Here is a 25,762-nt window from a genome sequence, read left to right on the forward strand (position 1 = left end):
AAGCAGTCATGGCAATTAACCCGAAACGACTAATAGGGCACCACCCCCCTGACGCGACTATCACCCGATCAGACCACCCCGGCCCGACCCGGGCTCGCAGCCGTTCGTGACCGAGGCCGCCCGGCCTGTGGCCGGCGGCCCAGGCCGAACATCGGTCAGCGTCCCCTGAGATCGTCCGCGACCAGTGAGAACAGGACCAGATCGACCCGCCCGTCATGCACGAACCCGGCGTTGCGCAGGATGCCCTCCCGGTGGAAGCCGGATTTGAGGGCGGTCTTCTGGGAGGCGGTGTTGGCGGTGGCGGCGCGGAGTTCGAGGCGTTCGAAGCGCCGGCCGGTCAGGAGCCAGTCGGCCAGAGCGCGGGTGGCCTCGGTGGCGATGCCTCGGCCGCGGGCCCAGGGGGAGACCCAGTAGCCGACCTCGCTCGTCAGCCCCCGCCAGTCGGTCTTCTTCAGGCCGACGGTCCCCACCAGGCGTTCGGTGCGGCTGTCGGTGACGGCGAAGTGGATGCCGTCGCCGGACTCGCGCAGGGCGTGGGAGACGGAGGTGCACCAAGTGGTGGCGGCGTCCAGGGTGTAGGGGCGGGGGAGCGGGAGCCAGCGCTGGGTGAGCGCGTCGGCGCAACTCGCTTGCGTGTCCTGGGCGTCGGCGGCGGTGAACGGACGCAGGACCAGGCGGTCCGTGTGCAGCACTGTCTCGGGGAACATCCGTCCGTCCTTGATTGATCACTTGGCGCGGTCGAAAGTAGCAGGATCGCCGCGTGATCCGGTCGGGCCCTCGGGGCTCGCGACCGCGGCCGGTCCCTCGGCGGTCCGTCGGGCGCCCTGTGTACGGAGTTCGGCCCGGAGGACCGTGTACGGGGAGTCGGCTGGACGTCGTACCCCCAGGGGGTATAGTGGCGCGTCTGGAGTCTGATGGCCGACGAGACGCGGTCTCGCGGTGTGCGGTCCCGGGCGTGGCCCCGGAAAGGGGAGGGTGGCAGGTGACGGACCGGCGGATCGGCTCCCGCGGCGGCGTGGCGCGCCATGCGTGGGCCGCCGTCCTCGCCCTGCTCGCCGCCTTCGCCGTCCTGGTCCACCACGACCTGGTCGCGGCCCCCGCCGCATCCGCGACCGCCATGAGCGCGATGCCCGCGACGGACCGCACCGCGCACCGCATGAGCGGGCGGGACCTGACCGAGACCGAGGTACTGAACTCGGCCGTGGACCATGACACCGGCGGCGCCTGCTCCGGCGCCGGCATGCAGCACTGCGCCTCGGGGGCCGTCGGCTCACCGCAGTGGCTCGATCCGCCGACCGCGCCGGCCCACGCCGTCCGCCCCGCCCCGCCGCGGGGCGTCCTCGCCGGACGCGGCCTGCCGGGCAACCCGCACCGCGCGCCGCCGGACCTCTCCGTCCTCTCCCGACTGTTGATCTAGTGCCGCAACAGGCGACGTCCGCCCCGTCGCGACGCCCTGCACGCACTCTCGCCGCACCGGCCGAAAGCCCGAGTACGTCCAGTACGAGGGCTTCCGTCCAGCGTGCCGAGAGCACGCACCGGACGCCGCTACTTGACGGGCGAACGTTGCCTGCCGCGGCACTAGGCCGCCCCCGCGCGGCCCGCTCCCCGCTACACCGTGGGGGCGATGTCGCATGCGCACAGGTCAACGGCATCTCGAGAAGAGGCATCGCACATGAACAGCATCAACCGTCGTTCCGCCCTGCTGGCCGGCCTCGCCGTCGCCGGGACGGGGGCGCTCGCCGCGTGCGGCGGCTCCGGGTCCACTCCGGCCCTGGTGAGCCCCGACAGCAAGGTGGTCGCCACCACCGAGAGGAAGCGCAAGAGCACCGGCGACGTCCGTCACGTGACCCTGACCGCGGCGCCCGCCGTGCTCGGCCTCGGCGGCGGGGTGACGGCGAAGAGCTGGGCCTACGGCGGCCGGACCCCGGGCAAGGAGATCCGAATCTCGGCCGGTGACACCCTCGCCGCCGAACTCTCCAACCAGCTCCCGGACCGGACCGCGACGTCCGTCCACTGGCACGGCATCGCGCTGCGTGCCGACATGGACGGCGTGCCCCCGGTCACCCAGGACGCGGTGCGCGCCGGCCGCGGCTTCACGTACCGCTTCCTCGCCGACACCCCCGGCACCTACTTCTTCCACCCCCACGTCGGCGTCCAGCTGGACCGTGGGCTGCACGCCCCGCTGATCGTGGAGGACCCGAGGGAACCGCTGTCGTACGACGACGAATGGGTCGTCGTGCTGGACGACTGGGTCGACGGTGTCACCGGCACCCCCGACCAGGTCCTCGCCGAACTGAGCCACGGCATGGGCGGCATGGACGACATGGGCGACATGGACATGGACATGGACGGCACGGAGATGGGCGGCGGTGACGCCGGCAAGGGGGGCGAGGCGTCGTCCGGCTCGATGAAGTTCATGCTCATGGGCGCGCGGAGCAGTCTGCTCGGTGGCGACGCCGGCGACGTCAAGTACCCGTACCACCTGGTCAACGGCCGGGTGCCGGCCGATCCCGACGTGTACACCGGCAAGCCCGGCCGGCGGGTGCGGCTGCGCGTCATCAACGCCGGCGGCGACACGGCGTACCGCCTCGCGCTCGGCGGCCACAAGCTGACCATCACCCACACGGACGGCTTCCCGGTCGTCCACCGGGAGGTGGACGCCCTCCTGGTGGGGATGGGGGAGCGGTACGACGTCCTCGTCACGCTCGCCGACGGCGTCTTCCCGCTGGTCGCCCTCGCCGAGGGCAAGAACGCGAGCGGTCTGGCACTGGTGCGCACCGGTTCCGGTGCCGCTCCCGCGGCGAGCGTCCGCCCCAAGGAGCTGGACGGCATGATCATGAACGCGGCCGGGCTTAAGGCCGCCGCCGACGTCCGCCTGGACCGGAGGAGGACCGACCGCGTCCACCGGATCGAACTCACCGGCGGCATGAGCGCGTACGACTGGGGCATCAACGGCAGGCGGTACGACATGAAGCACCCCGCCGCCGACCCCGTCCTGGTCGAGCAGGGCCAGCGGGTCCGGCTGGACTTCGTCAACAGGACCGACATGTGGCACCCGATGCACCTGCACGGACACACGTACCAGCTCGGTACGGGCGGCCCGCGCAAGGACACCGCCATCGTGCTGCCCGGACGCACGGTGTCCGTGTACTTCGACGCGGACAACCCCGGCCAGTGGATGCTGCACTGCCACAACGCCTACCACGGTGCGGCGGGCATGATGGCGCTGCTGGCGTACACGGCCTGACGGCGCGGCGAGGGGGGAGCGGGCCCGGCCCGTTCCCCCCTCGCCGTATGTGCACGGACGTCAGACGTTGCGCCGGTACTGGCCGCCCACCTCGAAGAACGCCTCGGTGATCTGCTGGAGGGTGCACACCCGCGCGGCGTCCATGAGTACCGAGAACACGTTGCCGCCCTCGACCGCCGCCGTCTTCAGGGCGCCCAGCGCGGCATGCGCCTCCTGCTGGTGCCGGGCCTGGAAGTCATGCACCCGCTCCAGCTGCGAACGCTTCTCCTCCTCCGTGGCACGGGCCAGCTCGATGGTGCCCGGCTCGGCGCCCTCCGCGTGCGGGTTGCGGAAGGTGTTGACCCCGATGATCGGCAGCGAACCGTCGTGCTTGCGCTGCTCGTAGAGCATCGACTCGTCCTGGATCCGGCCGCGCTGGTAGCCGGTCTCCATCGCGCCGAGCACGCCGCCGCGCTCGCTGATCCGCTCGAACTCCAGCAGCACCGCCTCCTCGACCAGGTCGGTCAGCTCGTCGATGACGAACGACCCCTGGAGCGGGTTCTCGTTCATCGCGAGGCCCCACTCACGGTTGATGATCAGCTGGATGGCCAGGGCCCGGCGGACGGACTCCTCGGTCGGGGTGGTGACCGCCTCGTCGTAGGCGTTGGTGTGCAGGCTGTTGCAGTTGTCGTAGATGGCGATGAGCGCCTGGAGCGTGGTGCGGATGTCGTTGAAGTCCATCTCCTGGGCGTGCAGGGAGCGGCCCGAGGTCTGGACGTGGTACTTGAGCTTCTGGGAACGCTCGTTGGCGCCGTACTTCCGCTTCATCGCGACCGCCCAGATCCGGCGGGCCACCCGGCCGAGCACCGAGTACTCGGGGTCCATGCCGTTGGAGAAGAAGAACGACAGGTTCGGCGCGAAGTCGTCCACGTCCATGCCGCGCGCCAGGTACGCCTCCACGTAGGTGAAGCCGTTGGCGAGGGTGAAGGCCAGCTGGCTGATCGGGTTCGCGCCGGCCTCGGCGATGTGGTAGCCGGAGATGGACACCGAGTAGAAGTTGCGGACCTTCTGCGCGATGAACCACTCCTGGATGTCGGCCATCATCCGCAGCGAGAACTCGGTGGAGAACAGGCAGGTGTTCTGGCCCTGGTCCTCCTTGAGGATGTCGGCCTGGACCGTGCCCCGCACGCTCGCCAGCGCGTGGGCGCGCAGCCGCTCCGCCTCCTCGGCCGAGGGGTCGCGGCCCTCGGTGGCCCGGAACCGCTCGATCTGCTGGTCGATCGCGGTGTTGAGGAAGAACGCGAGCACGGTGGGCGCCGGGCCGTTGATCGTCATCGAGACGGAGGTCGTCGGGGCGATCAGGTCGAAGCCGTCGTACAGCGCCTTCATGTCGTCCAGGTTCGCGACCGAGACGCCGGAGGTGCCGACCTTGCCGTAGACGTCGGGCCGCTCGCCGGGGTCACGGCCGTAGAGGGTGACCGAGTCGAAGGCCGTGGACAGCCGGGTGGCGGGCTGGCCCTCGGAGAGCAGCTTGAAACGGCGGTTGGTGCGGAACGGGTCGCCCTCGCCGGCGAACATCCGCGCCGGGTCCTCGCCGTCGCGCTTGAAGGGGAACACGCCCGCGGTGAACGGGAAGTAGCCGGGCAGGTTCTCCCGACGCCAGAACCGCACCAGCTCGCCGTGGTCGGTGAAGCGGGGCAGCGCCACCCGGGGGACCTTGTTGCCCGACAGCGACTCGCGGGTCAGCTTGGTGCGGATCTCCCGGTCGCGGATCTTCACGACCTGCTCGTCGCCGGAGTACGACGCCACGACGGCGGGCCAGTTCTCGATCTGCTCGCCGACCTCGTGCGGGAGCTGCCTGCGGGCGTCGGTGAGCAGGGCGTCCACGTTGTCCGCGTCCGAACCGGCGGCGGTGAGTTCGCCCTTGACCAGGTCCAGGCGCTGCACCCGTCGGGCCGCCTCGGCGAGCACCTCGGTCTCGGCGTGGTAGGCGCGGACCGACTCGGTGATCTCCGCGAGGTAGCGCACCCGGTCGGCGGGCACCACCTGGCGGATGCCGGAGGAGTGGCGCACGCCGACGGGCGCGAGGGTGCCCTCCCGAAGGTGCAGCCCCTTCTCGTCCAGGGCCGACTTCAGGTGCTGGAAGAGCGCGGTGACCCCGTCGTCGTGGAAGGTCGCGGCCGAGGTGCCGTAGACCGGCATGTCCTCGGGCCTCTTGTCGAACGCCTCGCGGTTGCGCACCAGCTGGCGGCTCACGTCGCGCAGCGCGTCCTTGGCGCCGCGCCGCTCGAACTTGTTGACCGCGACCACGTCGGCGAAGTCGAGCATGTCGATCTTCTCCAGCTGGGACGCGGCGCCGAACTCCGGCGTCATCACGTACAGCGAGGTGTCGACGAACGGCACGATCGCCGCGTCGCCCTGGCCGATGCCCGGGGTCTCCACGATCACCAGGTCGTACCCGGCGGCCTTGACCACGTCGATCACCTCGGTGAGGTGCTCGGGCAGTTCATGGCTGCCGCGGGTGGCCAGGCTGCGGAAGAACACCCGGTTCCCGTCGAGGGAGTTCATCCGGATGCGGTCGCCGAGCAGGGCGCCGCCGCCACGCCGGCGGGTCGGGTCGACCGCGATCACCGCGATGCGCAGCTTGTCCTGCTGGTCCACGCGGAAGCGGCGCACCAGCTCGTCGGTCAGCGAGGACTTGCCGGAGCCGCCGGTGCCCGTGATGCCGAGCACCGGGACCACCCGTCCGGCCGCGGCGGTCCGCAGCCGGTCGAGGAACTGCGCCGGCAGCTTGCCGAGCTCGGCGCCCGTGATGGCTCGGGCGGTGGCGAACCGGTCGCCCGCGAGCACGGCGTCCGCGTCGGCGGGCTTGCCCTCCCACAGGTCGAAGTCGCAGTCCCGTACGACGGAGTTGATCATCCCGGCGAGGCCCATCCGCTGCCCGTCCTCGGGGGAGAAGATGGTCACCCCGTGCGCGCGCAGCCGGGTGATCTCCTCGGGCACGATCACGCCGCCCCCGCCGCCGACCACCCTGATGTGCTCCGCGCCCCGCTCGCGCAGCGACTCGACCAGGTACTCGAAGTACTCGACGTGGCCGCCCTGGTAGGAGGAGACGGCCACGCCGTGCGCGTCCTCCTCCAGCGCCGCGTTCACGACCTCCTGCACCGACCGGTTGTGCCCGAGATGGATCACTTCGGCGCCCTGGGACTGGAGGATCCGCCGCATGATGTTGATCGACGCGTCGTGCCCGTCGAACAGAGCGGATGCGGTGACCAGGCGTACGGGGTGCACGGGGGAGTGCAGTTCGCTCATCGGGGCCTTCCGGGACAGGTCGGGGGACGCTGACCAGAGAAATAGTAGGACGTCCTAGTAAAGCGCAGTAGTCGGACCCGATGTGAGCAGCGGCACAGTCGGCGGTTCCTGTTTGTGAATCCGGATCAGTGCACGGGTGCGGCGCGCCGGATCCGGCCACCCTGCTTCACCCGCCGTCACTTCACCACTTCCGCCTCAAGTGAATCCCGAGTAGTCTCCGCTGGCGCATTCGGTCGCACGACGGCACCGCCGCGTTTCTCGATCCCTCTGAGAAAGCTGGTCATGAAGCGAACCCTTTTCGAAGCCGAGCACGAGGCCTACCGCGAGAGCGTGCGTGCCTTCGTCACCAAGCACGTGGTGCCGCACTACGCGGACTGGGACAAGGCGGGCATCGTGCCCCGTGAGCTGTTCACCGCTCTGGGCGAACTCGGCGCGCTCGGTATCGCCGTGCCCGAGGAGTTCGGCGGCGCGGGGATCAAGGACTTCCGCTACAACACGATCCTGCACGAGGAGGGCGCGCGGGTGGGCGCCATCCCGGCGATCCTCGGGCCGACCCTGCACGCGGACGTGGTTCTGCCCTACTTCCTCGACCAGACCGACGACGCGCAGAAGGCGCGCTGGCTGCCCGGCATCGCCACCGGTGAGACGATCACGGCGGTCGCGATGACCGAGCCCGGCACCGGTTCCGACCTGTCCGGCATCCGCACCAAGGCCGTCCGTGACGGCGACCACTACGTCATCGACGGCGCGAAGACGTTCATCACCAACGGCATCAACGCGGACCTGGTCGTCGTCGCCGTGCGCACCGGTGAGCACTCGCACCGCGGGCTCAGCCTGATCGTCGTGGAGCGCGGCACCCCGGGCTTCGAGCGCGGCCGCAAGCTGGAGAAGGTCGGGCTGCACGCCCAGGACACCGCCGAGCTGGTCTTCACCGGCGCCCGGGTGCCGGCGGCCAACCTGCTCGGCGCGGAGGGCGAGGGCTTCTTCGCCCTGACGCGCAACCTCGCGCAGGAGCGGATGTCGGTCGCGATCGCCGGTCTGGCGCAGGCGGTGGCGGCCTTCGACTGGACCGTCGAGTACGTGCGCGAGCGCAATGCGTTCGGCAAGCCGATCGGCTCCCTCCAGGTGATCCGGCACCGCCTCGCCGAGCTGGACACCGAGATCGAGATCGCCCAGCACTACCTCGACCGGTGCGTACTGGCCCTGAACTCGGGCGAGTTGACGGTGGTCGACGCCGCCAAGGCCAAATGGTGGTGCACCGAGCTGCAGGGCCGGGTCATGGACGCCTGCGTCCAGCTGCACGGCGGATACGGCTACATGCTGGAGTACCCGATCGCGCGGGCCTGGCAGGACAGTAGGGTGAGCCGGATCTACGCGGGCACGACCGAGATCATGAAGGAGATCATCGGCCGTTCGCTGGAACTCGGCTAGAGCGCCGGTCCAGGAGGGAGCGGCTCGCCTGTCTGGAGGTGCCGGTGAGGGCCGAGGTCGAAACGGAGCCCGGGAGGGTGCGCGCCAAGGCGGCGGGGTCCGGTGCGGGGGAAGCCGCTCCGGGCGGCACGCCGCTCGTGCGGGCGACCCGTCCGCGCAACCGCCGGGAGCTGATCATCGCCGCCGCGCGGGAGCTGTTCTCCCGCGACGGCTACGCCAACGCGGCGATGAGCGACATCGCGGCGGCCGTGGGCATCGGCCCCTCGGCCCTCTACCGGCACTTCGGCGGCAAGCAGGAGCTGCTGCACGCCGTCGTCACCGAGGCCCTCGACTCCTGCCTGGCCGGCCTCTACCCGGCAGGACCCGGCGAACTCGACGTCCTGGTAAGGGACTTCGCCGCGTCCGCGCTGGCCCGCCGGGAGCTGGGCGTGCTGTGGCAGCGCGAGGCCCGGCACCTGCCCCGCGAGCAGTACGCGGAACTCAGCCGGCGGCTGCATGCCGCCCGGCGCACCCTCGCCGGGCAGCTGACCGCCGCCCGGCCGGGGCTGGACCCCGCCCACACCGAGCTGCTGTCCTGGGGCACGCTCGGCGTGGCGGCGAGCCTCGCCTACCAGCACGTGGAACTGACGACGCCCGACCTCGTCGCGCGTCTGATGCGCCGCGTCGCGACGTCGGCCCCGCCCGGACTCGGCGAGCCCCGGCCCGGCGCCCCCCGGGGCGCCCTGCGCCACCGTTCCCGCCGGGAGGCGCTGCTCGCCGCCGCGACCGAGCTGTTCGCCGAGCGCGGCTACGCCTCGGTCAGCCTGGAGGACACCGGCGCGGCCGTCGGGATCGCCGGACAGAGCATCTACCACCACTTCGCCAGCAAGCACGACCTCCTCGCCACCGCCGTGCACCGGGGCGTCGAACGGCTGTGGGTCGACCTGGCCGAGGTGCTCGCCTCGGCGCGGGACCACGCGGGCGCGCTACGACACCTGGTGTGGCGCTACATCCGCATGGCGCTGGTCTCCCGGCACCTGGTGACCGTGATCGCGACCGAGGCCGAGCACCTCCAGGAGGCGGACCGGCTGCGCACCCGGCAGTTCCAGCGCGACTACATCGCCGAGTGGCTGCATCTGCTGCACGCGGTCCACCCGGCCATGACCCCGGCGGAGGCCCGCGTCCGGGTGCAGACCGTCCTGACCGTCGTCAACGACGTGGCCCGCACCCCCCGGCTCGCCACCCGGCCGGGGATAGACCGGGCTCTGCGCCAACTGGGCTGCGAACTGCTGGAGCTGGACTCCGACCCGCTGCCGGAGTGACGGCCCCGGCCGCTTCCGGCCACCGCGATCCCGCCGCCGGCCGTGGACCCGCCTCGATGACGAGGTCCAGCAGGCCGGGCGACGCCTGGAGACCGTCGGTCGCGCGGCTGATCCGCTTTTGCTCCTCGCGCCGTCCCGCGCCGAGGCCCGCGCGGACCGGCACCAGCCGGACGCCGGTCCGGCACCTGGCCGGGACCGTCGTGGCGAGTTCGGCGCCGGAGACCGCGGGCGGCGACCGGGTGACCGCGACGTCCGCGCAGAGGGTCACCGCCCCGGGCACCCGGGCCGAACTGGTCCGTCTTCCGGGCCGCGGGTGCGGTGGGCGGTCCGGCCGTCCAACTGGCCCGGCACGCGGGCGTGTCGGCCGGCGCACCGGGGTCCCGCCCCGGACACACCGGCATCGCGCGGTAACTCGGCTCCCCGAACGTGGCGCACTCCGACGCGGACCTTCCCCGGGGCGTACGACTCGGTGCCCGGCACCGCGGGCCTCGACGCCACCAGGGTGGCTGCGAAGAACTACGCCCAGGAGAGCGGCGAGGGCCCGGCGGAACCGGTGGACCTGGTCGACGCGCGGGGCGGCTGAGGGCGCGGGTGGTCGCGCACCGCCCCCTGACGGAGGTCCGCGCGGCCCACGAGCGCTTCGAGGCGGGCGGACTGCCAAGCGAGGTCGTGCTGCTGTTCCGAGCCCACCGGTGGCTCGAACCGGGCGGGTCGCGCCGGGTGTTCGTGGCAGGATCTGCCGCCATGGAATTCTCCGAGGTGATCCGCCGCAGGCGCATGGTCAGGCATTACTCCGACAAGCCGCTGGAGCCCGAGGTGGTCGAGCGGATCCTCGCCTCCGCCCTCCGCGCTCCCTCGGCCGGCTTCTCCCAGGGCTGGGCCTTCCTCGCCCTGACCGACCCCGCGGACCGGGCCCGCTTCTGGCCCTTCGTCCCGGTGCGGGTGGAGAAGACGCCGACGATGCAGGACGCCCCGCTGGTCGTGGTGCCGCTGGCCCACAAGGAGGCGTACCTGGACCGCTACGCCGAGCCCGGCAAGGGCTGGGCGGACCGCTCCGAGGCCCGCTGGCCCGCGCCCTACTGGTATGTCGACACCGGAATGGCCTCCCTGCTCATGCTGCTGACCGCCGTCGACGAGGGCCTCGGCGCCTGCTTCTTCGGGATCATGCCCGAACACATCCAGCCGTTCCGCGAGGAGTTCGGCATCCCGGACGAGTACGCCCCTGTCGGAGCCCTCACCGTCGGTTACCGCGCCGCCGGCCTGCCCCCGCAGAACCCCGGTGTCGAGGCACGGCGCCGGAACCCGGAGGAGGTCGTCCACCGGGGGAACTGGGGGGTGTGCGGCTGACCCCGGTCACCGGATCCCCCTCGGCGCCGACCCCCGGTACGCCTACCATCTGAGGCCATGGGGGAGTCGAACACGGGGCCCATGGCCCAGGTCGTCCTGACCGGCGGCCGTACTCGGGTGTGGGTGGACCGGGGAGCCCTGCACTGGCGGCGGGGGCGAACGACGGTGGTCGTGCCCGGAGCGCGGATCCGCCGGGTCGAGGCCGTCGGACGGTCGCTGACCGTGACCGTCGCCGACGACGTGCGGACCGGCATTCCCCTGACGGTCCGGCATCGTCACGGTGATGTGGTCGCCGCGCTCGGCGCGGAGATCGAGGCCATCATGGGCGACGCCGACCCGTCGGGGAACCGGGACCGGGTGCGGCGGCGGGTGGCGCGGGCATGGCCCCCGCGCCTGGCGGCGGGTCTGCGTGACCGGGTGCTGCGCGGGAGCCCGTGGTGGCGGCGCGCGTGCTGGTACGTGGTGCTGGGGCTGTCCACGGCACTGCTGTCGCCGACGACACCCGGTCGACTGGGCCTCGCCGCGTGGGTGTCGCTTCCCGTCGGCCTCGCCCTGCCGCGGATGTGGGCGCGGGTGACCGAATTGGACAAGCGCTGGACGATGGGGCGGCGGGGGGTCACCGTGCGCGCCAAGTTCCAGTTCGTGTCGGACTCGGTCAAGGCCGACAGCCACCACTACGTCGTCCACTTCCGAACGCTCGACGGCCGGAAGGTCACGGCACGCACGGAAATGCGAGGGCACCGCGACGAGATCAGGTACGACCCCCGGAACCCCTCATGCGTCATCGCACCGACCCGGCTGGCCTGGCTGGGGGCCGCCCTGGCCGCGTTCCTGGAGATCGGCCTCTGGGGCGTCGCCTTCACCGCCCCGGCGGTCATCTGGCTGATCGAGGTGCTGGCCCTGCCGTTCGCGCGTTCCTGATGAGTCACCCCGCCCCGTGCATCCGGCTTCCGAGGGACTCTCCCCGCGATCACGCACCGCACGACCCAGGAACCGAGCCCCCGCCGCGCACGTCTCTCGCACCATGACTTCTCACGAGCCGCAGGAGCCGCACGAACACACGAGCCCCACCGAGCCCGCCTCGGCGTCCACGGTGGCCGGGGACGCGCCAGAGGTCAACGACTACACCGGTTTCGCCGAGGCGTACGCGGCCGACAACGAGACCAATCTGATCAACGCCCACTACGAGCGTCCCGCGATGCTGGCCCTCGCCGGAGACGTGGCGGGCCGGCGGATCCTGGACGCCGGCTGCGGTGCCGGGCCCCTGTCGGCGGCGCTCCGTGATCGTGGCGCCCTGGTGAGCGGCTTCGACGCCAGCGCGGGGATGGTGGAGCTGGCCAGGCGACGGCTCGGCGGCGACGCGGACCTCCGGGTGGCCGACCTCGGCAGCCCCCTCCCCTACGCCGACGACGCGTTCGACGACGTCGTGGCGTCCCTGGTGCTGCACTACCTGAAGGACTGGGGACCCGCCCTCGCCGAACTGCGGCGGGTGCTCAGGCCCGGCGGCCGGCTGATCGCGTCCGTGGAGCATCCCTTCGCGATGAACCTGATGCACCGCCAGGCAGGCCGGGAGGCCGAGTACAACTACTTCGACACCACCAACTGGACCGACGAGTGGACCATGGGCGGCCGGACCGCCCTGATGAGCCGCTGGCACAGGCCGCTGCACGCGATGAGCGACGCCTTCACCGCGGCGGGTTTCCACATCACGGCCATCAGCGAGCCGGCTCCCGATCCCGCCGCCCGCGACCTGTTCCCCGAAGCCATCGCGGCCGCGCCACGCTTCCTGTGCTTCCTCTTCTTCGTGCTGCGAGCCGGCCGGGCCGGTTTTGACGACTGACGCCGCTCACGCCAGGGCGACGGCCATGCCGCCGTCCGCCAGGGCTTCGAGGAGCAGGGCGAACAGGTCGCAGGGAACGCCGTCCGGGGTCAGGTCCCGGGACAGGTGCGCCCCCGCGGTCGCCGCGCTCCACGCTCCCGGACGAGGCCGAGCCAGGCCCCGCGCTGCCTGGCGCCGGGACCGGTCCAGGCTCCCGGGGTGTCCGGCGGCCCCGCGAGCCACCGCTCCCGGACGGGCCGCGCGTGTTCCGGGACGGGCGTGAAGCGGTCTTTGCCGAGCTCCAGGTCGATCAGGTCCGTCGTGCACGCGGACGGACGCCAGGCGACGACCTCGGTCCGCAACGGGCGGTCGGCGAGGGACCCACCCAGGCCGTCGGGTACCTCCAGCGCGGCTTCCTCCAGGTCCAGGGCACGCCGGGTCCCCTTCGGCAGCGCGTCCGCAGCCGGTCGGACGGGGCGAGCCCCCGCAGGACGAGCCGGGGCGCCGGCTGCCGGCCGGCTGGCAGGACCCGGGTGAACTCCCGGCAGGAGCCGAGCCGCCGCCGTCCGTCGCGCACGCCGACGAGCCCCGGTGTCCCTCGGGCGGACCCTCGTAGCCGTCAGGGCCCGTGAGCACGAGGCTGTCCGTCCCGGGGAACCGGCCCAGGTCCGGGCTCTCCGCGGCCGACTACGACCGCATGCGGTCCAACGGTACGCCGGGCAGGGGGCGTTGGGCGCTCCCGGGCGGCCGGCTCGCGGGGCCGTCGCGCTGCAGCCGGGGACAGGGGCGATGAGCCGGTTCCACGCCGTCGCGGTCACCGCCGCCGGCCGCAGCGCTCCGTCACCGGGTACGGGACCGGAGGCTCGGCGAGCGGGACCGGCGCCTCCGGACGCCTCACGGGCGTGCCGACGGACCGGCGTCATGCCGGTCCGAACAGCTTCGCCGCGTTGTGGTGGCAAACGGCCCGCAGCCACTCGTCGCCGAGGTCCAGCCGCTCCAGGGCGTGGAGCTGATGGAGGTAGGGGTAAGGGATGTTGGGGAAGTCGGAGCCGAGCAGGACGCGGTCGCCGAGGTCGGCGAGCCGGGGCAGGGCCCGGCCGGGGAACGGCATCAACGCCTCGGTGAAGTCGGTGAACGCCATCGTCGTGTCCAGCCGTATCTCCTGGTACCGCTCGGCGAGTACGAGGAAATCCTCGTACTCGGGCATCCCCAGGTGCGCGACGATCAGCCGCAGCTTCGGGTGCCGGGCCAGCACCCGTGCGATCGGCCCGGGGCCGGTGTGCGAGCCGGGCGCGGGCCCGGAGCCGCAGTGGATCACCACCGGGACCTGGGCCTCGGCCAGCAACCCCCAGGCGCGCTGGAGCAGTTCGTCGGCCGGGTCGTACGCCCCCACCTGCACATGCGCCTTGAACACACGCGCGCCCGACTCGACCGCCTCGCGGACATACGTCTCGACGCCCGGCTCGGGGAACAGGGTGGCGGTGTGCAGGCAGTCGGGGGTGCGCCGGGCGAAGTCGGCCGCCCAGCCGTTCAGCCACCGGGCCATGCCGGCCTTGTGCGGGTAGAGCATCGCGGTGAAGGCACGGACGCCGAACCGCCGCAGCACCGCCGCGCGTTCCGCCTCCCGCTGCCGGTAGCTGATCGGCCAGGCCAGCCCGCCGGTCAGCGGGCCCTGCGCGTCGAAGTACTCCCAGACCTTGTTCAGGACACGCTCGGGCATGAAGTGCGTATGGACGTCGATCAGACCGGGAAGCCCGAGCCGGCCCCAGAAACGGCGGACCTCGGCGGCCTCCTCCGCAAAGCGGTTCGCCGAGGCGGCTTCGACGGGGTCGGCAGGGCTGCCGGGGGCCACGTGGTGATCATCCATGCCGCCCACGATCGTCCCGCGCCGTCGCTCACGTCAATGGTGTCCCTCCGGGGGAGCGGCCACGGCTCGTAGCGCCTGCCGGAACAGCGCGGCCGTGGCCGCGTCCAGCGGGGCGAGGAACTCGGCCTCCGCCGCGAGGTACGCCGCGTCGGCCTTCCGGTAGAGCGCGAGCCCGGGGCCGGTCAGCTCGATGGCGTTGCGCCGGCGGTCGGCGGGATCGGGTTCGCGGGTGACGATGCCCTTGGCCTCGAAACCGTCGATCAGGGCGACCATCGTGGTGCGGTCGACGCCGAGCTTGGCCGCGACCGCCTGCTGCGACATCGGCTCGCGTCCGACGAGCACGCGCAGCACGCCGAAGTCCTTGCCGTCGATGCCGAGCGGGGCGAGCGCGGCGTCGGTCAGCGCCGTCAGCCGCAGGTGAGCGTGTTTGACGAGATACCCGAGCGCGTCGTGCGGCTCCATGGCGTGCGGGGCGGGGGTTGGCATACCGGCATCCTATCTCTAGGCTGATAATCAGTAACACTGACAATCAGCTGGGCCGACGAAAGAGGCAATGATGATTCTCGTGACAGGCGGAGCCGGCTTCATCGGTTCGCACACCGTGCGCGCGCTCCACGAGGCGGGAGAGCAATGCGTCCTCCTCCAGCGCCGCGCACCCGTGCTGCCGCCGCACCTGGCCGACGTGCCCGCGGCGATGGCGCGGGGAGACGTCGCCGACCTGGACAGCCTGCGTGCGGTGGGCCGCCGGAACACGATCACCGGGATCGTCCATCTCGCCATCACACCGCCGTGGTCGGTGGGCGACGATGACGAGATCGGGGCCGCCGGCCGCGCGCTCGACGGCTTCCTCAACACCGTGCGGGTCGCGAAGGAGTGGGGCGTACGGCGTGTCGTCGTCGCCAGCACCATCGGCGTCTACGGGGGCGTGACCGCCGGCGGCGCGCTGGGGGAGGACCTGCCACTGCCGATGCGGCACCTCCACGCCATCCCGACCCTGAAGAAGATCATCGAACTGCTGGCCGGGCAGCTCGCGGCCGAGTCGGGCATCGAGATCGTCAGCGCACGCGTCTCCGGCACCTGGGGTCCGGGCGGCCATCTGCCCGACCCCTTCTTCCCGGCCCCGTCGCTCGCCCACGCCGCCGCGGGCCGCACCACCCCCGACCTCTCCGGCCTCGCGCACCAGCCGTACGCCGAGGACTCCCTCGACCTCTGCTACGTCAAGGACACCGGCCGCGCCCTCGCGCTCCTCCAGCTGACGCCTCGGCTGCGCCACACCACCTACAACGTCGGCTCGGGCCGTGCGACGAGCAACGCCGAGGTGATCGCCGCGCTCGCCGCCACCGAGCCCGGCTTCCGCACCGAACTGCCCTCACGGGACACCCCGGCGCCGCGCCAGTGGCTCGACACGAGCCGGCTGCGCGAGGACACGGGATTCACCCCGAAGTACGACACCGCCGCGGCCGCCGCCGACTACGTCGCGTGGCTGCGCGCGGGCAACGGACGATAGGGCCGGGCATCCGGACGGTGGCCTGACGGGGCCTCCGAGCCGGCCCGGGGAGCGGGGAACCCGTTCTCCCGGTGGGGTCGGCTCGTGTGTGCGGCGTCCGGCCGTCAGACGGCGCGCGGGGTGAGGACCGTGCGGTCGAACGGGCCGCCGTGCGCGGCCGCGTACGCGATGGCGTCGTTCACGGCGTCGAGCGGGAAGGTCCGGACACGGTCGGGGGCGAGGTCGAGTGTGCCCGATCCGATGAGCCGGATCAGCCCGGTGTTCGCCGTGCGCGGGCCCAGCCACTGCCCGCGCACGGTGACCGAGTTGCGCATGAGCCACGGATAGGGGAGGGCGAGGTCCGCGCCGCCGAGCATGCCCACGCCGCCCATGAGGACGACGCGGCCGTACTCGCGGACGGTCATGGCCGCCGCCCGTGTCACCGAGCTGGGCGCGGAGGGCGGCAGCAGGTCGATCACCACGTCGATCGGGCCCCGGGCGGCCGCGGACATGGCGGCGCGGTCCGTTCCCTCGTCGCCGGTCAGCCCGACCGGCCGCACACGCCGGCCGAACCGGTCGGCGAGGAGGCCGAGTGCGGCGCGGTCGCGGCCCGGTGCGATCACACGGGCCGCGCCCATGGCGAGCGCCATGGCGACCGCGGCGCTGCCGAGGTTGCCGGTGGACCCGCTCACGAGCACCGTCTCCCCGGCTTCCAGGCCGGCGGCCAGCAGCCCGCCGTACGGGACGGCGTAGACAGTGAGCGAGGACCAGCGAGCCGTGTCGTCCCGCGCCTCGGGGGGAAGGGGGTGGACGTTCTCCGTGGGCACCCGCATGAACTCGGCGAACGCCCCGTCGGGCAGATGGCGGGCGAGCCTGGCGCCGCCCTCGCCCCGGGAACTCAGGCCCTGGAGCATGATGTCGGGGGTCAGCGCGTCGTCCCGGGAACGCACCGTCGGATCGCACCACACCAGGTCACCGACGCGCAGCCGGGTGGCGTCCGGGCCGACACGCACGATGCGTCCCACGCCACCGGGACCCGGCACCACCGGGGGTTCGAGCGGATAGTTCCGCCGGCCGCTGAAGACCTCCTCCGAGTACGGCAGGATGCACGTGGCCAGGACCTCGACCACGACCTCCCCGCCGCCGGCCCGTGGCTCGGGCACCGATCGCACGGTGAGCGGGGCACCGAACCGGGTCAGAACTGCTGCTCGCATCTGCGGCCTCCTCGATCGTCCGTCCCGAGGCTAGGCACCCCCAGGGCATGCGCCAAGCGACGATCTCGCACATCTGGTATGCGTAGTGCGCATGGACTTCTCCAGCACGGCTCTACGGGTTCTGCGGCAGGTCGCCGATTCGGGGAGCTTCACCGCGGCCGCCTCCCAGCTCGGCTACACCCAGTCGGCGATCTCCCGCCAGGCGGCGGCCCTCGAACGGAGTGCGGGTGCCGTCCTGTTCGAGCGACGCTCCGACGGGGTGCGGCTCACTCCCGCCGGTCTGACCCTGCTACGGCACGCGCGGACGATCCTGGAATCCGTCGCGGCGGCCGAGCAGGAGATCACCGCCTCCGCCGCGCCGACGGCCCTGGTACGCCTCGGGATGTTCCCCAGCGCGGGCGCGGTGCTCCTCCCCGGTGTGCTCGCCCGGCTGGCGACGGCCGCCCCGCACATCACGGTCACGACCCGCGAGGGCACCACTCCCGCCCTGCTCCGGGCCCTGCGCGCGGGCTCGATCGACATCGCCGTGCTCACGTCCCGCCCACCCCACCGGCCGTCCGACGGTGAGTCACCCCGGCTGCACATCGAGCCGGTCGAGGACACCGAGCTGCTGCTCGGGGCCCCGACGACCGGCCTGTTCGCCGGCCGCACCGCGGTGCACGTCGACGAACTCGTGGACGCCCCCTGGATCGCCGCGCCGTCCACGAGCACCGAACCCCTGCTCGGTGTCTGGCCCGGACTGCCGGGGAGGCCCCGGATCGTGCACACCACACGGGACTGGCTGACCAAACTCCAGCTCGTAGCGGGCGGCTTCGGCGTGACGACGATCCCGTCCCGCATGTCCGCGGTGCTGCCGCCCGGCGTGAGCGCGCTGCGCGTGCAGGGAGTGCCGCAAGAGGTCCGCCGGATTCTCACGGCCCGCCTCCCCGGCCGACCGGAGCCGGGGATCACCGAGGTCCTGCGCGCGGTCACCTCGGCTCTCTGAGCCCGGCTCCCGCCGCTGCCGCGACCCCGGCCGGGACGGGACGGGCCGAGGGCGGGTCCACGGGGTCGCCGCCTGCCCGCGGCGGTCGCTACGGCGTTGCGGCGACGATGCCGCCCCGACCGCCGCCGACCGGGTCCCGGCGCGGATCCGATGCCGGTATCCGCTCCAGCACCCCGCCCGCGAACACGTCGTACAGCGGAAGCGTCTCCAGGTGGACGTAGCCGATGTGGCAGTCGCAGACCGCGAGCGGACAGCTCCGGGGCCGCAACGCCTGCCGGTACGAGCCGTCGTACAGGTTTCCCAGCTCCGCGCGGACGAAGTGGCAGCGGCGCACCGTGCCCTCGCCGTCCACCGATATGACCGACTCCCCGGTACGGCAGGGCAGGCCCGCGCTGCGGTGCGGATGGCGGCTGTAGGGGAAGAGCGGGTCCAGCGCGGTCCACTCGTCCGCCTCGACGTCGGTGTAGGTGTGCCCCTCGGCCGCGTTGACCCAGAGATAGACCTGCTCGGGCAGCTCGGCGCGCAGCCGCCGGGCATGCTCCAGGTGTCCGGGCAGCCCGACGACACCGACGCTGTGCCGGACCCCGCGGGCGGCCAGGTCATGGCACTTGCCGAGGAAGCGGCCGTACGGCGTCTGCCCCGGATGGTAGGTGCACCACAGCGCGAGAGTGTCCAGGTCGGCGGCCGCCGTCCAGTCCGTGCGGCAGCTGAGATTGGTCTGGATCGCCACCCTGCGGATGTGCGGCGACCGGCTCAGTTCCACGAGCGCCCGCCGGTACCAGGACCGCACCAGCCCCTCGCCCCACGGGGTGAACAGCAGCGAGAGCCGGTCCCCTCGCTGCGCGGCCGCCCAGCCGGCGAACCGCTCCAACGCGGCCCGGTCGGCCGTCAGCCGGTCGCGGCTGTCGCGCCGCTTGGCGAACGGGCAGTACGGGCAGTCGTAGTCGCAGGACGCCAGCGGGCCCCGGTAGAGAATCGTCAGATCCATGTGCGTGCCGTCACCTCGCCTCGTACGCGGCCATCCGCGCCCGCACGGCGGCCGAGAACAGCTCGGGACCCACCGCGTCCGAATGCGCCAGCCCCTCGGGGCTCAGCCGCAGCAGCCCGGGACCCGCTGATTCGTCCAGCCAGCCCCGCCCGGCGAACCGGTCCAGTTCGGCGGCGAAGTCGTCGCCGGGCGCGCTGCCGAACCGCTCCCGGTACCCGGCCACCCCCATGCCCTCGGCCTGGAGCAGCGACTGGAGCAGATGACGGCGGCGGGCCTCGTCCCCGGTCATCTCCCAGCCGAAGTCCGCGTGCCGGAAGTCGTCGGCACCGCGGGCGGTGTACGCGTCGATGATCCCGCGTATGCGGTGCATGTCCACCGCGTAGTCGAACGAGTAGTGCAGCCGGGAGGTGTACGAGCGCGCGCCGCAGCCGAGACCGACCATGCCGTCCGTCTGGCACGCGTAGTCGCCCGCGCCGGCGTCCGGGGCGTCCGCGCGGCGGAACATGCGCATCGACACCTGCTCGTAGCCGTGCGCGAGCAGATGATCCCGGCCGTGCCGGTACAGCCGCAGCCGCTGTTCGTCCCACCGCGCGTCGGCGGCCACCGCCCGCTCGCGCCGCCGGCCGAGACCGGTGAGCGGGCGCACGTAGAGCGGGTAGAGATACAGCTCCTCCGGCCGCCAGGCGAGGGCCGCGTCCAGGGAACGGGTGAAGGACTCCTCGGTCTGGCCGTCGATGCCGTAGATCAGATCGATGTTGAGGACGGGGATGCCCGCATCGCGGATCCGGGCGAGGGCCGCCTCCACGTCCGCCCGCCGCTGCGGGCGTACGGCGGTGCGCGCCTCGGCGTCGTCGAAGCTCTGCACGCCCAGGCTCAGCCGGGTGGTGCCCCGCCCGGCCAGCACCGCCAGCCGGTCGGTACTCGCCGTGGCGGGCGAGGCCTCCACCGACAGCGGGACCGCGGCCAGGTCGGCGCCGAGTCCTTGCTCGGCCAAGTCGCACAGCCGCTCCAGCTCCGCCGCCTCCAGGAAGGTCGGAGTGCCGCCGCCGAAGGCCGCGTTCGCGAACCGTGCCCCCTCGCCCAGCGCCTCACGGACCGCCGACGCCTGCCGCTCCAGAGCGTCCAGATAGGCTCCGGTCAGGCCCTCCGGCGCGCCGATCCGGGTGAAGAGGTTGCAGAATCCGCAGCGCACCTCGCAGAACGGGATGTGGAAGTAGAGGGACAGGGCGCCCTTCGGCTCGTCCGCCCACATCTCGCCCAACGAGGCCCGCTCACAGGGCAGCGGGCGGTAGGCGGTCTTGTGCGGATAGGCGTAGACGTACTGCTCGTACGGGCGGACGGCGGTGGCCGTCGCGGTGGTGCCGGTCATCGGGCCTCGTCGACGAAGAAGTGGGCGTAGGGGACGGTCCAGACGACGTCATGGCCGATGCGGTGGCCCGTGTAGCCGTCCTCGCCGTACGCGGTGCCGTGGTCGGAGCAGACGATCGCGAGGCACGGGCGGCGGGCGGAGGCGGCGGCCAGGAGCCTGCCCATGTGCCGGTCCACGTACTCCAGGGCCGCCGCGTGGGACTCCCTGGTGTCGCCCGCCTCCTCGGTCGCGCCGGGCAGATGGAACCAGTTGGGCTGGTGCAGCGCCGCCACGTTCACGAAGAGGAACAGCGGCTGGTCCGCCGGGAGATCGGCCACGACCTTCTCCGCGCACGCCACCTGGGCCTCGAACGAGGTGGGGGAGGCCACCCCGAACTCCGGCTCCCAGTGGCTCTCCTGGAACATCCCCGGCAGCACCGAGCCCAGCGGGCCCCGCTTGTTGAAGAAGCCCACACCGCCGACGCACACCGTGCGATAGCCCACGGCGGCCAGACCGGAGACGAGATCGGGGGTGTCGTAGACGAACGTGCCCGTCGCGGTGGTCTCACTGCCCGCGAAACGGGCGGCGAACAGCCGCGGATGGGGACCCGGCGTGGCCGGTGTCGGCAGGAAACCCGCGAACATCGCCTGGTGGGAGGCGTAGGTGAAACTGCCGGGCGCGTGCCGCCGCTCCCACACGCCGCCCGGCAGCTGCCGCGCCAGGTTCGGGATGCGCCCGGCCGCCGCCAGTTTCCGCGCGACGTCGTAGCGCAGGGTGTCGAGCGTGACCAGCAGCAGATCGTGGCTGCCCACGATCTCGGTCATGTCAAGCGGGGATGTCATGGTGGTGCTCCTCGTGTTCCGGCCGCCGTACGGCGTGGTCCGGAGGTTGTACGACGTGCTCGGGCCGACCTGGTACCTGCTCCGTCGGCCCTGGGACGGTCCGGACCGCGGCGACCTGCGCGGCGTAGGTGTCCAGGTGTTCGGCGCCGCTGCCGGGGAGGCCGGTCAGCCCAGGGAGCAGGTCCCCGAAGGCGTTCACCTCGCCGACGGCGAAGCGGCGCCATCCGGTGGCCGGCAGGATGTCCACGCCGACGCACAGCGTGCCCGGGAAGCACCCGGCCGCCCGCTCGGCCACCTCCAGGACCTCGGCGAAGTCGCCGCCCGCGGCCCGGATCGCCGCGCGGACCGAGTCGAGATCGCCCCGGGCACCGCCGAGATGCAGATTGGTCATGGGGTGGCGGCTGGTCCGTACGACGGCATGCGTGGCGCGGCCCGCGACCACGACCACCCGCAGATCGGCCGCCCGGCCGCCCCGCATGGCCTTCGGCAGCCACCGCTCCACATGGACGCCGTCCGGGACCAGCGCGTCGACCAGGGCGGCGACCTCCCGCTCCGAGGTGTAGTCGCGCACCCGCAGCGAGTTGTACAGCCGGCCGTCCCCGGTCCGCTCCACGGACGTCGTCGCCTTGACCCGCCCCGGGCCCGCCACCGACAGCGCCACGACACCGGAGGCCGACGAGCCGTGCGCCGCCTTCACGAACGCCCGCGGGAAACGGGCCTCCTTCAGCTGCCGCCGAAGCCCGTCCCAGCCGTCGAACGGGCCGGTCAGCGCCGGCGGCACCGGGACGCCCGCGGCGGCCAGCCGGGCATGGCAGCGCCGCTTGTCGAACAGCACGGCGACCTCCTCCGGGTCCGCGCCCGTCACCGCGCCCGCCCGGTGCGCCGCGCGCGTCACCTCCCTCACCGCGGAGGTGAAACGCCGGTACCACAGCGCCGTGCCCTCGACCCGGGTCGGCTCGTCGACGTCCCGCAGGAGCCGGTCGACCTCGGCGTCCTCACCGGGCGAGTCGATCCGCACCCGTTCGCCCGGCGCGAAGGCGTAACGCCCGCGCAGCACGTCCCGCCAGGCGAGCACGCGCGGCGCGGGGTCACCCGCGGCGCGCACGGCGTCGGCGAACATGGTCGTCCGCCGGTTCTCGGGGTTGCCGACGACGGCGAACCGGAGGCCCGCACCGGGCACCGGATTACTCGGAGACGGCGACATGACGCCACTCCTCGTCCTGCCACCGGTGCGGCACCTGACGCTCCGAGAGGTCCACCTCGGTCCCGGCGGAGCCGAGGGCCGCCCCGATCCGCTCGGCCATGGCATCGCCGAGGAAATGGTGGTGCAGGTCCAGCCGCTTGAGATGGGTGAGCGGCCGGCCGCCCAGCAGGGCCTCGCCGCCGGCGTCGGTGAGGGTGCCCATCGACAGGTTCAGCGACTCCAGCTGGGCCACCACCGGCGCGGAGGCGACGGCCGCCGCGATCTCGTCCTGGATCTCGCTGTCCTGGAGGCCGAGGTGGCGCAACGCCGGGAGATGTACCCCGGCCAGGATCGGCGCGAGGTCGGCCACCGTCGTGTCGCCGCCGTACGCCTCCACGCCGAGCCACAGCTCCAGCCGCTCCAGGGCGGGCAGTTCGCAGGCGCCGACCGCCCGCACCACCTGTGCCGGCAGGCCGCCCGACTCGAACCGCAGCACCCGCAGCGCCTCGTGCCGCACGGGCCGCAGCGACAGCGGCTCCTCGCCGAGGCCGCACGAGTCGCCGCCGCGCACGGCCAGTTCCTCCAGCAGCGGGAAGGTCTCCAGGACGGGGGTGACGTCGGTGAGCTGGAGCCAGGAGATCTCGCACTCCTCGCCGGTGACGTCGGCGAGGAACAGGGCGCGCAGCGCGGGGAAACGTCCGGCGTCGGACAGGATCAACTCCAGCACCGGGCGAAGTTCGCTGTACTCGTCCTCCCACCAGGGCCCGATGACGAGTGCCCGGACCTCCGCGCTCGGTACCCGGTCCGTGAAGCTCTGCCACACCTCGGGGAACGGGATGTCCCCGGCCTCGAAGCAGTCCAGCCGCCAGGCCACGTCGCCCGCGGCCGGCAGCGCCTCCTCGCCCGGTTCGGGCAGGGTGCGGACGGGCAGTCCGTGAAAGGTCTCGAAGTGATCGGCGAAGGTCATGTCGGCCTCACTCCGCGACCGCGGTGTAGCGGTGCACGACGCCGTCGTGCTCCCAGGTGTCGCCGGGCTCGGACATGTCGACCTCGACACCGGACGGCTCCAGCGCCGCCCGGACCCGCTCGGCGATCGGCTCGGTGAGGTAGTTGTGGTGCAGGTCGAGCTTGGTCAGATGGGTGAGCGGCTGCCCGTCGAGCAGCGCGACCACGCCCTCGTCGGTCAGCACGCCCATGGACAGGTCGAGCGAGGTCAGCTGGGCGACGACCGGGGCCCCCGCGACGGCGGCGGCGATCTCGTCCTGGAACTCGCTGTTGCGCAGGCCGAGGTGGCGCAGCGCCGGGAAGCCGCCGCCCGCGAGGAACGGGGCGAGGTCGGCCACCGTCGCGTCGCCGCCGTACTCCGACACACCGAGCCATATGTCGAGGTTCTCCAGCGCGGGCAGTTCGCTCCCGGCGACACCGCGCACGACCTCGCCGGGCAGACCGCCGGTCTCGAGACGGAGCGTGCGCAGACGCTCGTGGCGCACCGCCGGGAAACGCAGTTCGGAGCCGCCGCGGACCCCGAACTCCTCCAGCAGCGGATAGGCGCGCAGGACCGGGGTGACATCGGACTGCTGGATCCAGGAGATCTCCGCCTCCTCCATCTCCAGGTCACCGATGAACACGGCCCGCAGACCGGTCAGCCGCTCCCGGGCCTTCACCAGGCAGTCCACGACGAGTCCGGAGTCGCTCTCGTAGGCCTCGCCCCACGGGCCCACGACGATCGCGAGTACACCGGCGGGATCCACCGTCTCCAGGAAGTGGTCCCACCGCTCCTCGAAATCCACGTCCGAGTCACCGTACGCATCGACGGCGATCCGCCACGCCACGGCGTCCGCCGCCGGCAGCTCCCGCTTCGACCCGGGTTCGAACTCGAAGGCCGGAAGGCCGTGCAGTTCCTTCAGATGTTCGACGTTCGACATGACGCGCTGGCCTCCAGGGACCGTGATCGTGCGGTGGTTGCAAGAATTTCTACCAACCCGCACTGACAACGCGGATGACGGGCCGTGGGAAGCCGCTCGCGGGGCCGAGGCCGAGCAGGCGCCGGAGGGGACGGCGACCCTGGTGGCCGAGGCCGGCGGCCCGGATCGCGGTGTGCGGTGTGCGGTGTGCGGTGCAGGACGGTGGGGGAGCGGGCCCGGGGGCTACTTCGCCGCCGGGATGTCCGGGGCCGGCGCCCGGCCGAGGGAGCGGTCGAGAGCGGTCAGCAGCAGGTAGAGCACGTCGGCGCCGAGCATGATCCAGGCGAGGTGGTGCAGGCCGCCGGTGTCGATGCGCTGCCCGAAGGACGCGGCGGCCGCGGAGGAGGCGATCATCGAGCCGATGTAGGCGAAGGTGCGCAGCAGCCCGGCCGAGGACGCGATCCGCTCGGGATCGGCCTGGAAGTAGACGGAGTTCTGCAGGGCCAGATTGTTCAGTCCCTGCGGGATGCCGAAGACCAGGGTGACGAGGAAGAGCGTCCACAGCGGGCCGGCCCCGCCGAGCGTGAGCATCAGCAGGCAGGCGACGATCTGCCCCGCCGCACCGACCAGCAGCTTCCCGCGCACGCCAGGCCGCCGCCCGGAGACGACGGAGACCCCGATCGCCACCAGGAACGTGGGGGTCTGCACCAGCCCGGCGCGGAAGGGGGACAGCCCGTAGCCCTCCTCGGTCCACTGGCTGAAGCCGTAGAGGAAGGCGTACGCGACGACGTACGCGAGGAGTGCGCGCATGTACGTGAGCAGGAGCGGCGTGTTGCCGCCGAACACCCGCAGGTCGATGAAGGGGGTGCCGGCCCGTAGCTCCCGTACCGCGAACCCGGCGCCGAGGGCGGCGGCGACCGCGAGCAGGTAGCCGTCACGCGGGTGGGGGTTCATCAGGAACAGCAGCAGCGAGGTGAGCGTCGCGGCGAACAGGACCATGCCGGGCAGGTCCAGCCGGGAGGCCAGGCGACCGCGCCGACCGGCCGGATCACCCGTCACGGGGGCCGACTCGGGCAGCCGGAGCAGGCCCAGCACCACGGAGGCGACGGACAGCGGCACGTTCAGCGCGAAGGTGGCGCGCCAGCCGCCCACCGCGATGAGCAGACCGCCGAGGAGTGGGCCGATGACGGCGACGGTCTGGTTGGCGACCGCCAGCGCGGTCAGCACCCCGCCGGGACTGTCCCGCCCGGTGCGCTCGGTCTCGCCGCGCACCAGCGCCATCGCGGCCGGATAGCCCGAACAGGTACCGAATCCGAGCAGGACACGGGCGACGATCAGCACCGCCATGTTCGGGGCCAGGGCGCCGACCACGCCGGCGACCCCGACGAGGCTGGTGCTCGCGAGGAAGAGCCTGCGCGGCCCGAAGAGGTCGATGAGCCGCCCCACGACCGGCTGCCCCAGAGAGGTGGCCAGATAGAGGGCGGAGACGGGGGCTGAGGAACATCCGAA

General features: G+C 72.6%; 21 protein-coding genes and 1 pseudogene. 9 read left to right on the forward strand and 13 right to left on the reverse strand.

Annotated features, from left to right (window positions below):
• Positions 1-155: 155 nt before the first annotated feature.
• The gene (locus VT52_RS06360; protein WP_046423851.1) at positions 156-707 is read right to left on the reverse strand and encodes a GNAT family N-acetyltransferase; all 552 of its coding nucleotides are present in this window, start codon (positions 705-707) and stop codon (positions 156-158) included.
• A 275-nt stretch (positions 708-982) separates the two neighbouring features.
• Here VT52_RS06360 and VT52_RS06365 point away from each other — a divergent pair, with 275 nt between their 5' ends.
• Together VT52_RS06365 and VT52_RS06370 are read left to right on the forward strand one after the other, a co-directional pair.
• Entirely contained in the window at positions 983-1,417 is a 435-nt protein-coding gene (locus tag VT52_RS06365) for a DUF6153 family protein (protein ID WP_053055579.1), read from the forward strand.
• A gap of 255 nt (positions 1,418-1,672) precedes the next feature.
• Positions 1,673-3,247 carry a multicopper oxidase family protein gene (locus VT52_RS06370; protein ID WP_071387414.1) on the forward strand — a complete coding sequence of 525 codons (1,575 nt, stop codon included), beginning with the start codon at positions 1,673-1,675 and terminating at the stop codon, positions 3,245-3,247.
• 60 nt (positions 3,248-3,307) lie between these two features.
• Here the strand turns inward: VT52_RS06370 and icmF are convergent, their stop codons facing one another.
• Positions 3,308-6,538, reverse strand: coding sequence for a fused isobutyryl-CoA mutase/GTPase IcmF (icmF, locus tag VT52_RS06375; RefSeq protein WP_071387415.1), 3,231 nt, complete (start codon positions 6,536-6,538; stop codon positions 3,308-3,310).
• Positions 6,539-6,820: 282 nt separating this feature from the next.
• On the opposite strand from icmF, the gene VT52_RS06380 reads away from it, so the two are divergent.
• The 5 genes from VT52_RS06380 (at position 6,821) to VT52_RS06400 (ending at position 12,457) form a co-directional block, all read left to right on the forward strand.
• Positions 6,821-7,969, forward strand: a complete 1,149-nt coding sequence (locus tag VT52_RS06380; RefSeq protein ID WP_046425666.1) for an acyl-CoA dehydrogenase family protein — start codon at positions 6,821-6,823, stop codon at positions 7,967-7,969.
• Positions 7,970-8,046: 77 nt separating this feature from the next.
• On the forward strand, positions 8,047-9,270 hold the full coding sequence (locus VT52_RS06385; RefSeq protein ID WP_053055647.1) for a TetR/AcrR family transcriptional regulator: 1,224 nt from the start codon (positions 8,047-8,049) through the stop codon (positions 9,268-9,270).
• Between the two features lie 744 nt (positions 9,271-10,014).
• Positions 10,015-10,617, forward strand: a complete 603-nt coding sequence (locus VT52_RS06390; protein ID WP_046425692.1) for a nitroreductase family protein — start codon at positions 10,015-10,017, stop codon at positions 10,615-10,617.
• A gap of 57 nt (positions 10,618-10,674) precedes the next feature.
• A complete protein-coding gene (locus tag VT52_RS06395) occupies positions 10,675-11,538 on the forward strand; it encodes a hypothetical protein (protein ID WP_143070840.1) in 864 nt (287 codons plus the stop codon).
• Between the two features lie 103 nt (positions 11,539-11,641).
• On the forward strand, positions 11,642-12,457 hold the full coding sequence (locus VT52_RS06400; protein WP_079174871.1) for a class I SAM-dependent methyltransferase: 816 nt from the start codon (positions 11,642-11,644) through the stop codon (positions 12,455-12,457).
• Positions 12,458-12,463: 6 nt separating this feature from the next.
• Here the strand turns inward: VT52_RS06400 and VT52_RS39520 are convergent, their stop codons facing one another.
• From VT52_RS39520 to VT52_RS06415, 3 genes are all read right to left on the reverse strand, one after another.
• Positions 12,464-12,679 (reverse strand): hypothetical protein, encoded by a 216-nt coding sequence (locus tag VT52_RS39520; protein WP_053055645.1) that lies wholly within the window; start codon positions 12,677-12,679, stop codon positions 12,464-12,466.
• 676 nt (positions 12,680-13,355) lie between these two features.
• Positions 13,356-14,303, reverse strand: coding sequence for an amidohydrolase family protein (locus tag VT52_RS06410; protein ID WP_079174872.1), 948 nt, complete (start codon positions 14,301-14,303; stop codon positions 13,356-13,358).
• A 33-nt stretch (positions 14,304-14,336) separates the two neighbouring features.
• Positions 14,337-14,789, reverse strand: coding sequence for a MarR family winged helix-turn-helix transcriptional regulator (locus VT52_RS06415; protein WP_046425658.1), 453 nt, complete (start codon positions 14,787-14,789; stop codon positions 14,337-14,339).
• Positions 14,790-14,859: 70 nt separating this feature from the next.
• On the opposite strand from VT52_RS06415, the gene VT52_RS06420 reads away from it, so the two are divergent.
• Entirely contained in the window at positions 14,860-15,810 is a 951-nt protein-coding gene (locus VT52_RS06420) for an NAD-dependent epimerase/dehydratase family protein (RefSeq protein ID WP_046425690.1), read from the forward strand.
• Positions 15,811-15,914: 104 nt separating this feature from the next.
• Here VT52_RS06420 and VT52_RS06425 read toward each other — a convergent pair whose 3' ends face one another.
• Complete coding sequence (locus VT52_RS06425; protein ID WP_079174873.1) at positions 15,915-17,003, reverse strand: alcohol dehydrogenase catalytic domain-containing protein; 1,089 nt, start codon at positions 17,001-17,003, stop codon at positions 15,915-15,917.
• 91 nt (positions 17,004-17,094) lie between these two features.
• Here VT52_RS06425 and VT52_RS06430 point away from each other — a divergent pair, with 91 nt between their 5' ends.
• Entirely contained in the window at positions 17,095-17,988 is an 894-nt protein-coding gene (locus VT52_RS06430) for a LysR family transcriptional regulator (RefSeq protein ID WP_046425656.1), read from the forward strand.
• Between the two features lie 88 nt (positions 17,989-18,076).
• Here the strand turns inward: VT52_RS06430 and VT52_RS06435 are convergent, their stop codons facing one another.
• The 7 genes and pseudogenes from VT52_RS06435 to VT52_RS06465 form a co-directional block, all read right to left on the reverse strand.
• Positions 18,077-18,976 (reverse strand): STM4011 family radical SAM protein, encoded by a 900-nt coding sequence (locus VT52_RS06435; protein WP_046425653.1) that lies wholly within the window; start codon positions 18,974-18,976, stop codon positions 18,077-18,079.
• Between the two features lie 10 nt (positions 18,977-18,986).
• Positions 18,987-20,345 carry an STM4012 family radical SAM protein gene (locus VT52_RS06440; RefSeq protein ID WP_046425651.1) on the reverse strand — a complete coding sequence of 453 codons (1,359 nt, stop codon included), beginning with the start codon at positions 20,343-20,345 and terminating at the stop codon, positions 18,987-18,989.
• On the reverse strand, positions 20,342-21,148 hold the full coding sequence (locus VT52_RS06445; RefSeq protein WP_046425650.1) for an STM4013/SEN3800 family hydrolase: 807 nt from the start codon (positions 21,146-21,148) through the stop codon (positions 20,342-20,344). The genes VT52_RS06440 and VT52_RS06445 overlap by 4 nt, the downstream gene beginning before the upstream one ends.
• 1 nt (position 21,149) lies before the next feature.
• The gene (locus VT52_RS06450; RefSeq protein ID WP_046425648.1) at positions 21,150-22,370 is read right to left on the reverse strand and encodes an STM4014 family protein; all 1,221 of its coding nucleotides are present in this window, start codon (positions 22,368-22,370) and stop codon (positions 21,150-21,152) included.
• On the reverse strand, positions 22,351-23,316 hold the full coding sequence (locus tag VT52_RS06455; RefSeq protein WP_046425647.1) for an STM4015 family protein: 966 nt from the start codon (positions 23,314-23,316) through the stop codon (positions 22,351-22,353). The genes VT52_RS06450 and VT52_RS06455 overlap by 20 nt, the downstream gene beginning before the upstream one ends.
• A gap of 7 nt (positions 23,317-23,323) precedes the next feature.
• The gene (locus VT52_RS06460) at positions 23,324-24,274 is read right to left on the reverse strand and encodes an STM4015 family protein (protein ID WP_046425645.1); all 951 of its coding nucleotides are present in this window, start codon (positions 24,272-24,274) and stop codon (positions 23,324-23,326) included.
• A gap of 222 nt (positions 24,275-24,496) precedes the next feature.
• A pseudogene (locus VT52_RS06465) lies at positions 24,497-25,741 on the reverse strand (MFS transporter); the annotation flags it as partial.
• Positions 25,742-25,762: the final 21 nt, after the last annotated feature.

This window comes from Streptomyces malaysiense, assembly GCF_000980885.2.
GTDB lineage: Bacteria > Actinomycetota > Actinomycetes > Streptomycetales > Streptomycetaceae > Streptomyces > Streptomyces malaysiense.

Excerpts from the sequence above, each read along its gene's own strand:
- VT52_RS06360 (WP_046423851.1), bottom strand. The coding sequence starts at position 707 with ATGTTCCCCGAGACAGTGCTGCACACGGACCGCCTGGTCCTGCGTCCG.
- VT52_RS06380 (WP_046425666.1), top strand. The coding sequence starts at position 6,821 with ATGAAGCGAACCCTTTTCGAAGCCGAGCACGAGGCCTACCGCGAGAGC.
- VT52_RS06420 (WP_046425690.1), top strand. The coding sequence starts at position 14,860 with ATGATTCTCGTGACAGGCGGAGCCGGCTTCATCGGTTCGCACACCGTG.
- VT52_RS06400 (WP_079174871.1), top strand. The coding sequence starts at position 11,642 with ATGACTTCTCACGAGCCGCAGGAGCCGCACGAACACACGAGCCCCACC.
- VT52_RS06430 (WP_046425656.1), top strand. The coding sequence starts at position 17,095 with ATGGACTTCTCCAGCACGGCTCTACGGGTTCTGCGGCAGGTCGCCGAT.
- VT52_RS06460 (WP_046425645.1), bottom strand. The coding sequence starts at position 24,274 with ATGTCGAACGTCGAACATCTGAAGGAACTGCACGGCCTTCCGGCCTTC.
- VT52_RS06370 (WP_071387414.1), top strand. The coding sequence starts at position 1,673 with ATGAACAGCATCAACCGTCGTTCCGCCCTGCTGGCCGGCCTCGCCGTC.
- VT52_RS06450 (WP_046425648.1), bottom strand. The coding sequence starts at position 22,370 with ATGTCGCCGTCTCCGAGTAATCCGGTGCCCGGTGCGGGCCTCCGGTTC.
- VT52_RS06415 (WP_046425658.1), bottom strand. The coding sequence starts at position 14,789 with ATGCCAACCCCCGCCCCGCACGCCATGGAGCCGCACGACGCGCTCGGG.
- VT52_RS06455 (WP_046425647.1), bottom strand. The coding sequence starts at position 23,316 with ATGACCTTCGCCGATCACTTCGAGACCTTTCACGGACTGCCCGTCCGC.
- VT52_RS06445 (WP_046425650.1), bottom strand. The coding sequence starts at position 21,148 with ATGACCGAGATCGTGGGCAGCCACGATCTGCTGCTGGTCACGCTCGAC.
- VT52_RS06395 (WP_143070840.1), top strand. The coding sequence starts at position 10,675 with ATGGGGGAGTCGAACACGGGGCCCATGGCCCAGGTCGTCCTGACCGGC.
- VT52_RS06410 (WP_079174872.1), bottom strand. The coding sequence starts at position 14,303 with ATGGATGATCACCACGTGGCCCCCGGCAGCCCTGCCGACCCCGTCGAA.
- VT52_RS06390 (WP_046425692.1), top strand. The coding sequence starts at position 10,015 with ATGGAATTCTCCGAGGTGATCCGCCGCAGGCGCATGGTCAGGCATTAC.
- icmF (WP_071387415.1), bottom strand. The coding sequence starts at position 6,538 with ATGAGCGAACTGCACTCCCCCGTGCACCCCGTACGCCTGGTCACCGCA.
- VT52_RS06440 (WP_046425651.1), bottom strand. The coding sequence starts at position 20,345 with ATGACCGGCACCACCGCGACGGCCACCGCCGTCCGCCCGTACGAGCAG.
- VT52_RS06425 (WP_079174873.1), bottom strand. The coding sequence starts at position 17,003 with ATGCGAGCAGCAGTTCTGACCCGGTTCGGTGCCCCGCTCACCGTGCGA.
- VT52_RS06435 (WP_046425653.1), bottom strand. The coding sequence starts at position 18,976 with ATGGATCTGACGATTCTCTACCGGGGCCCGCTGGCGTCCTGCGACTAC.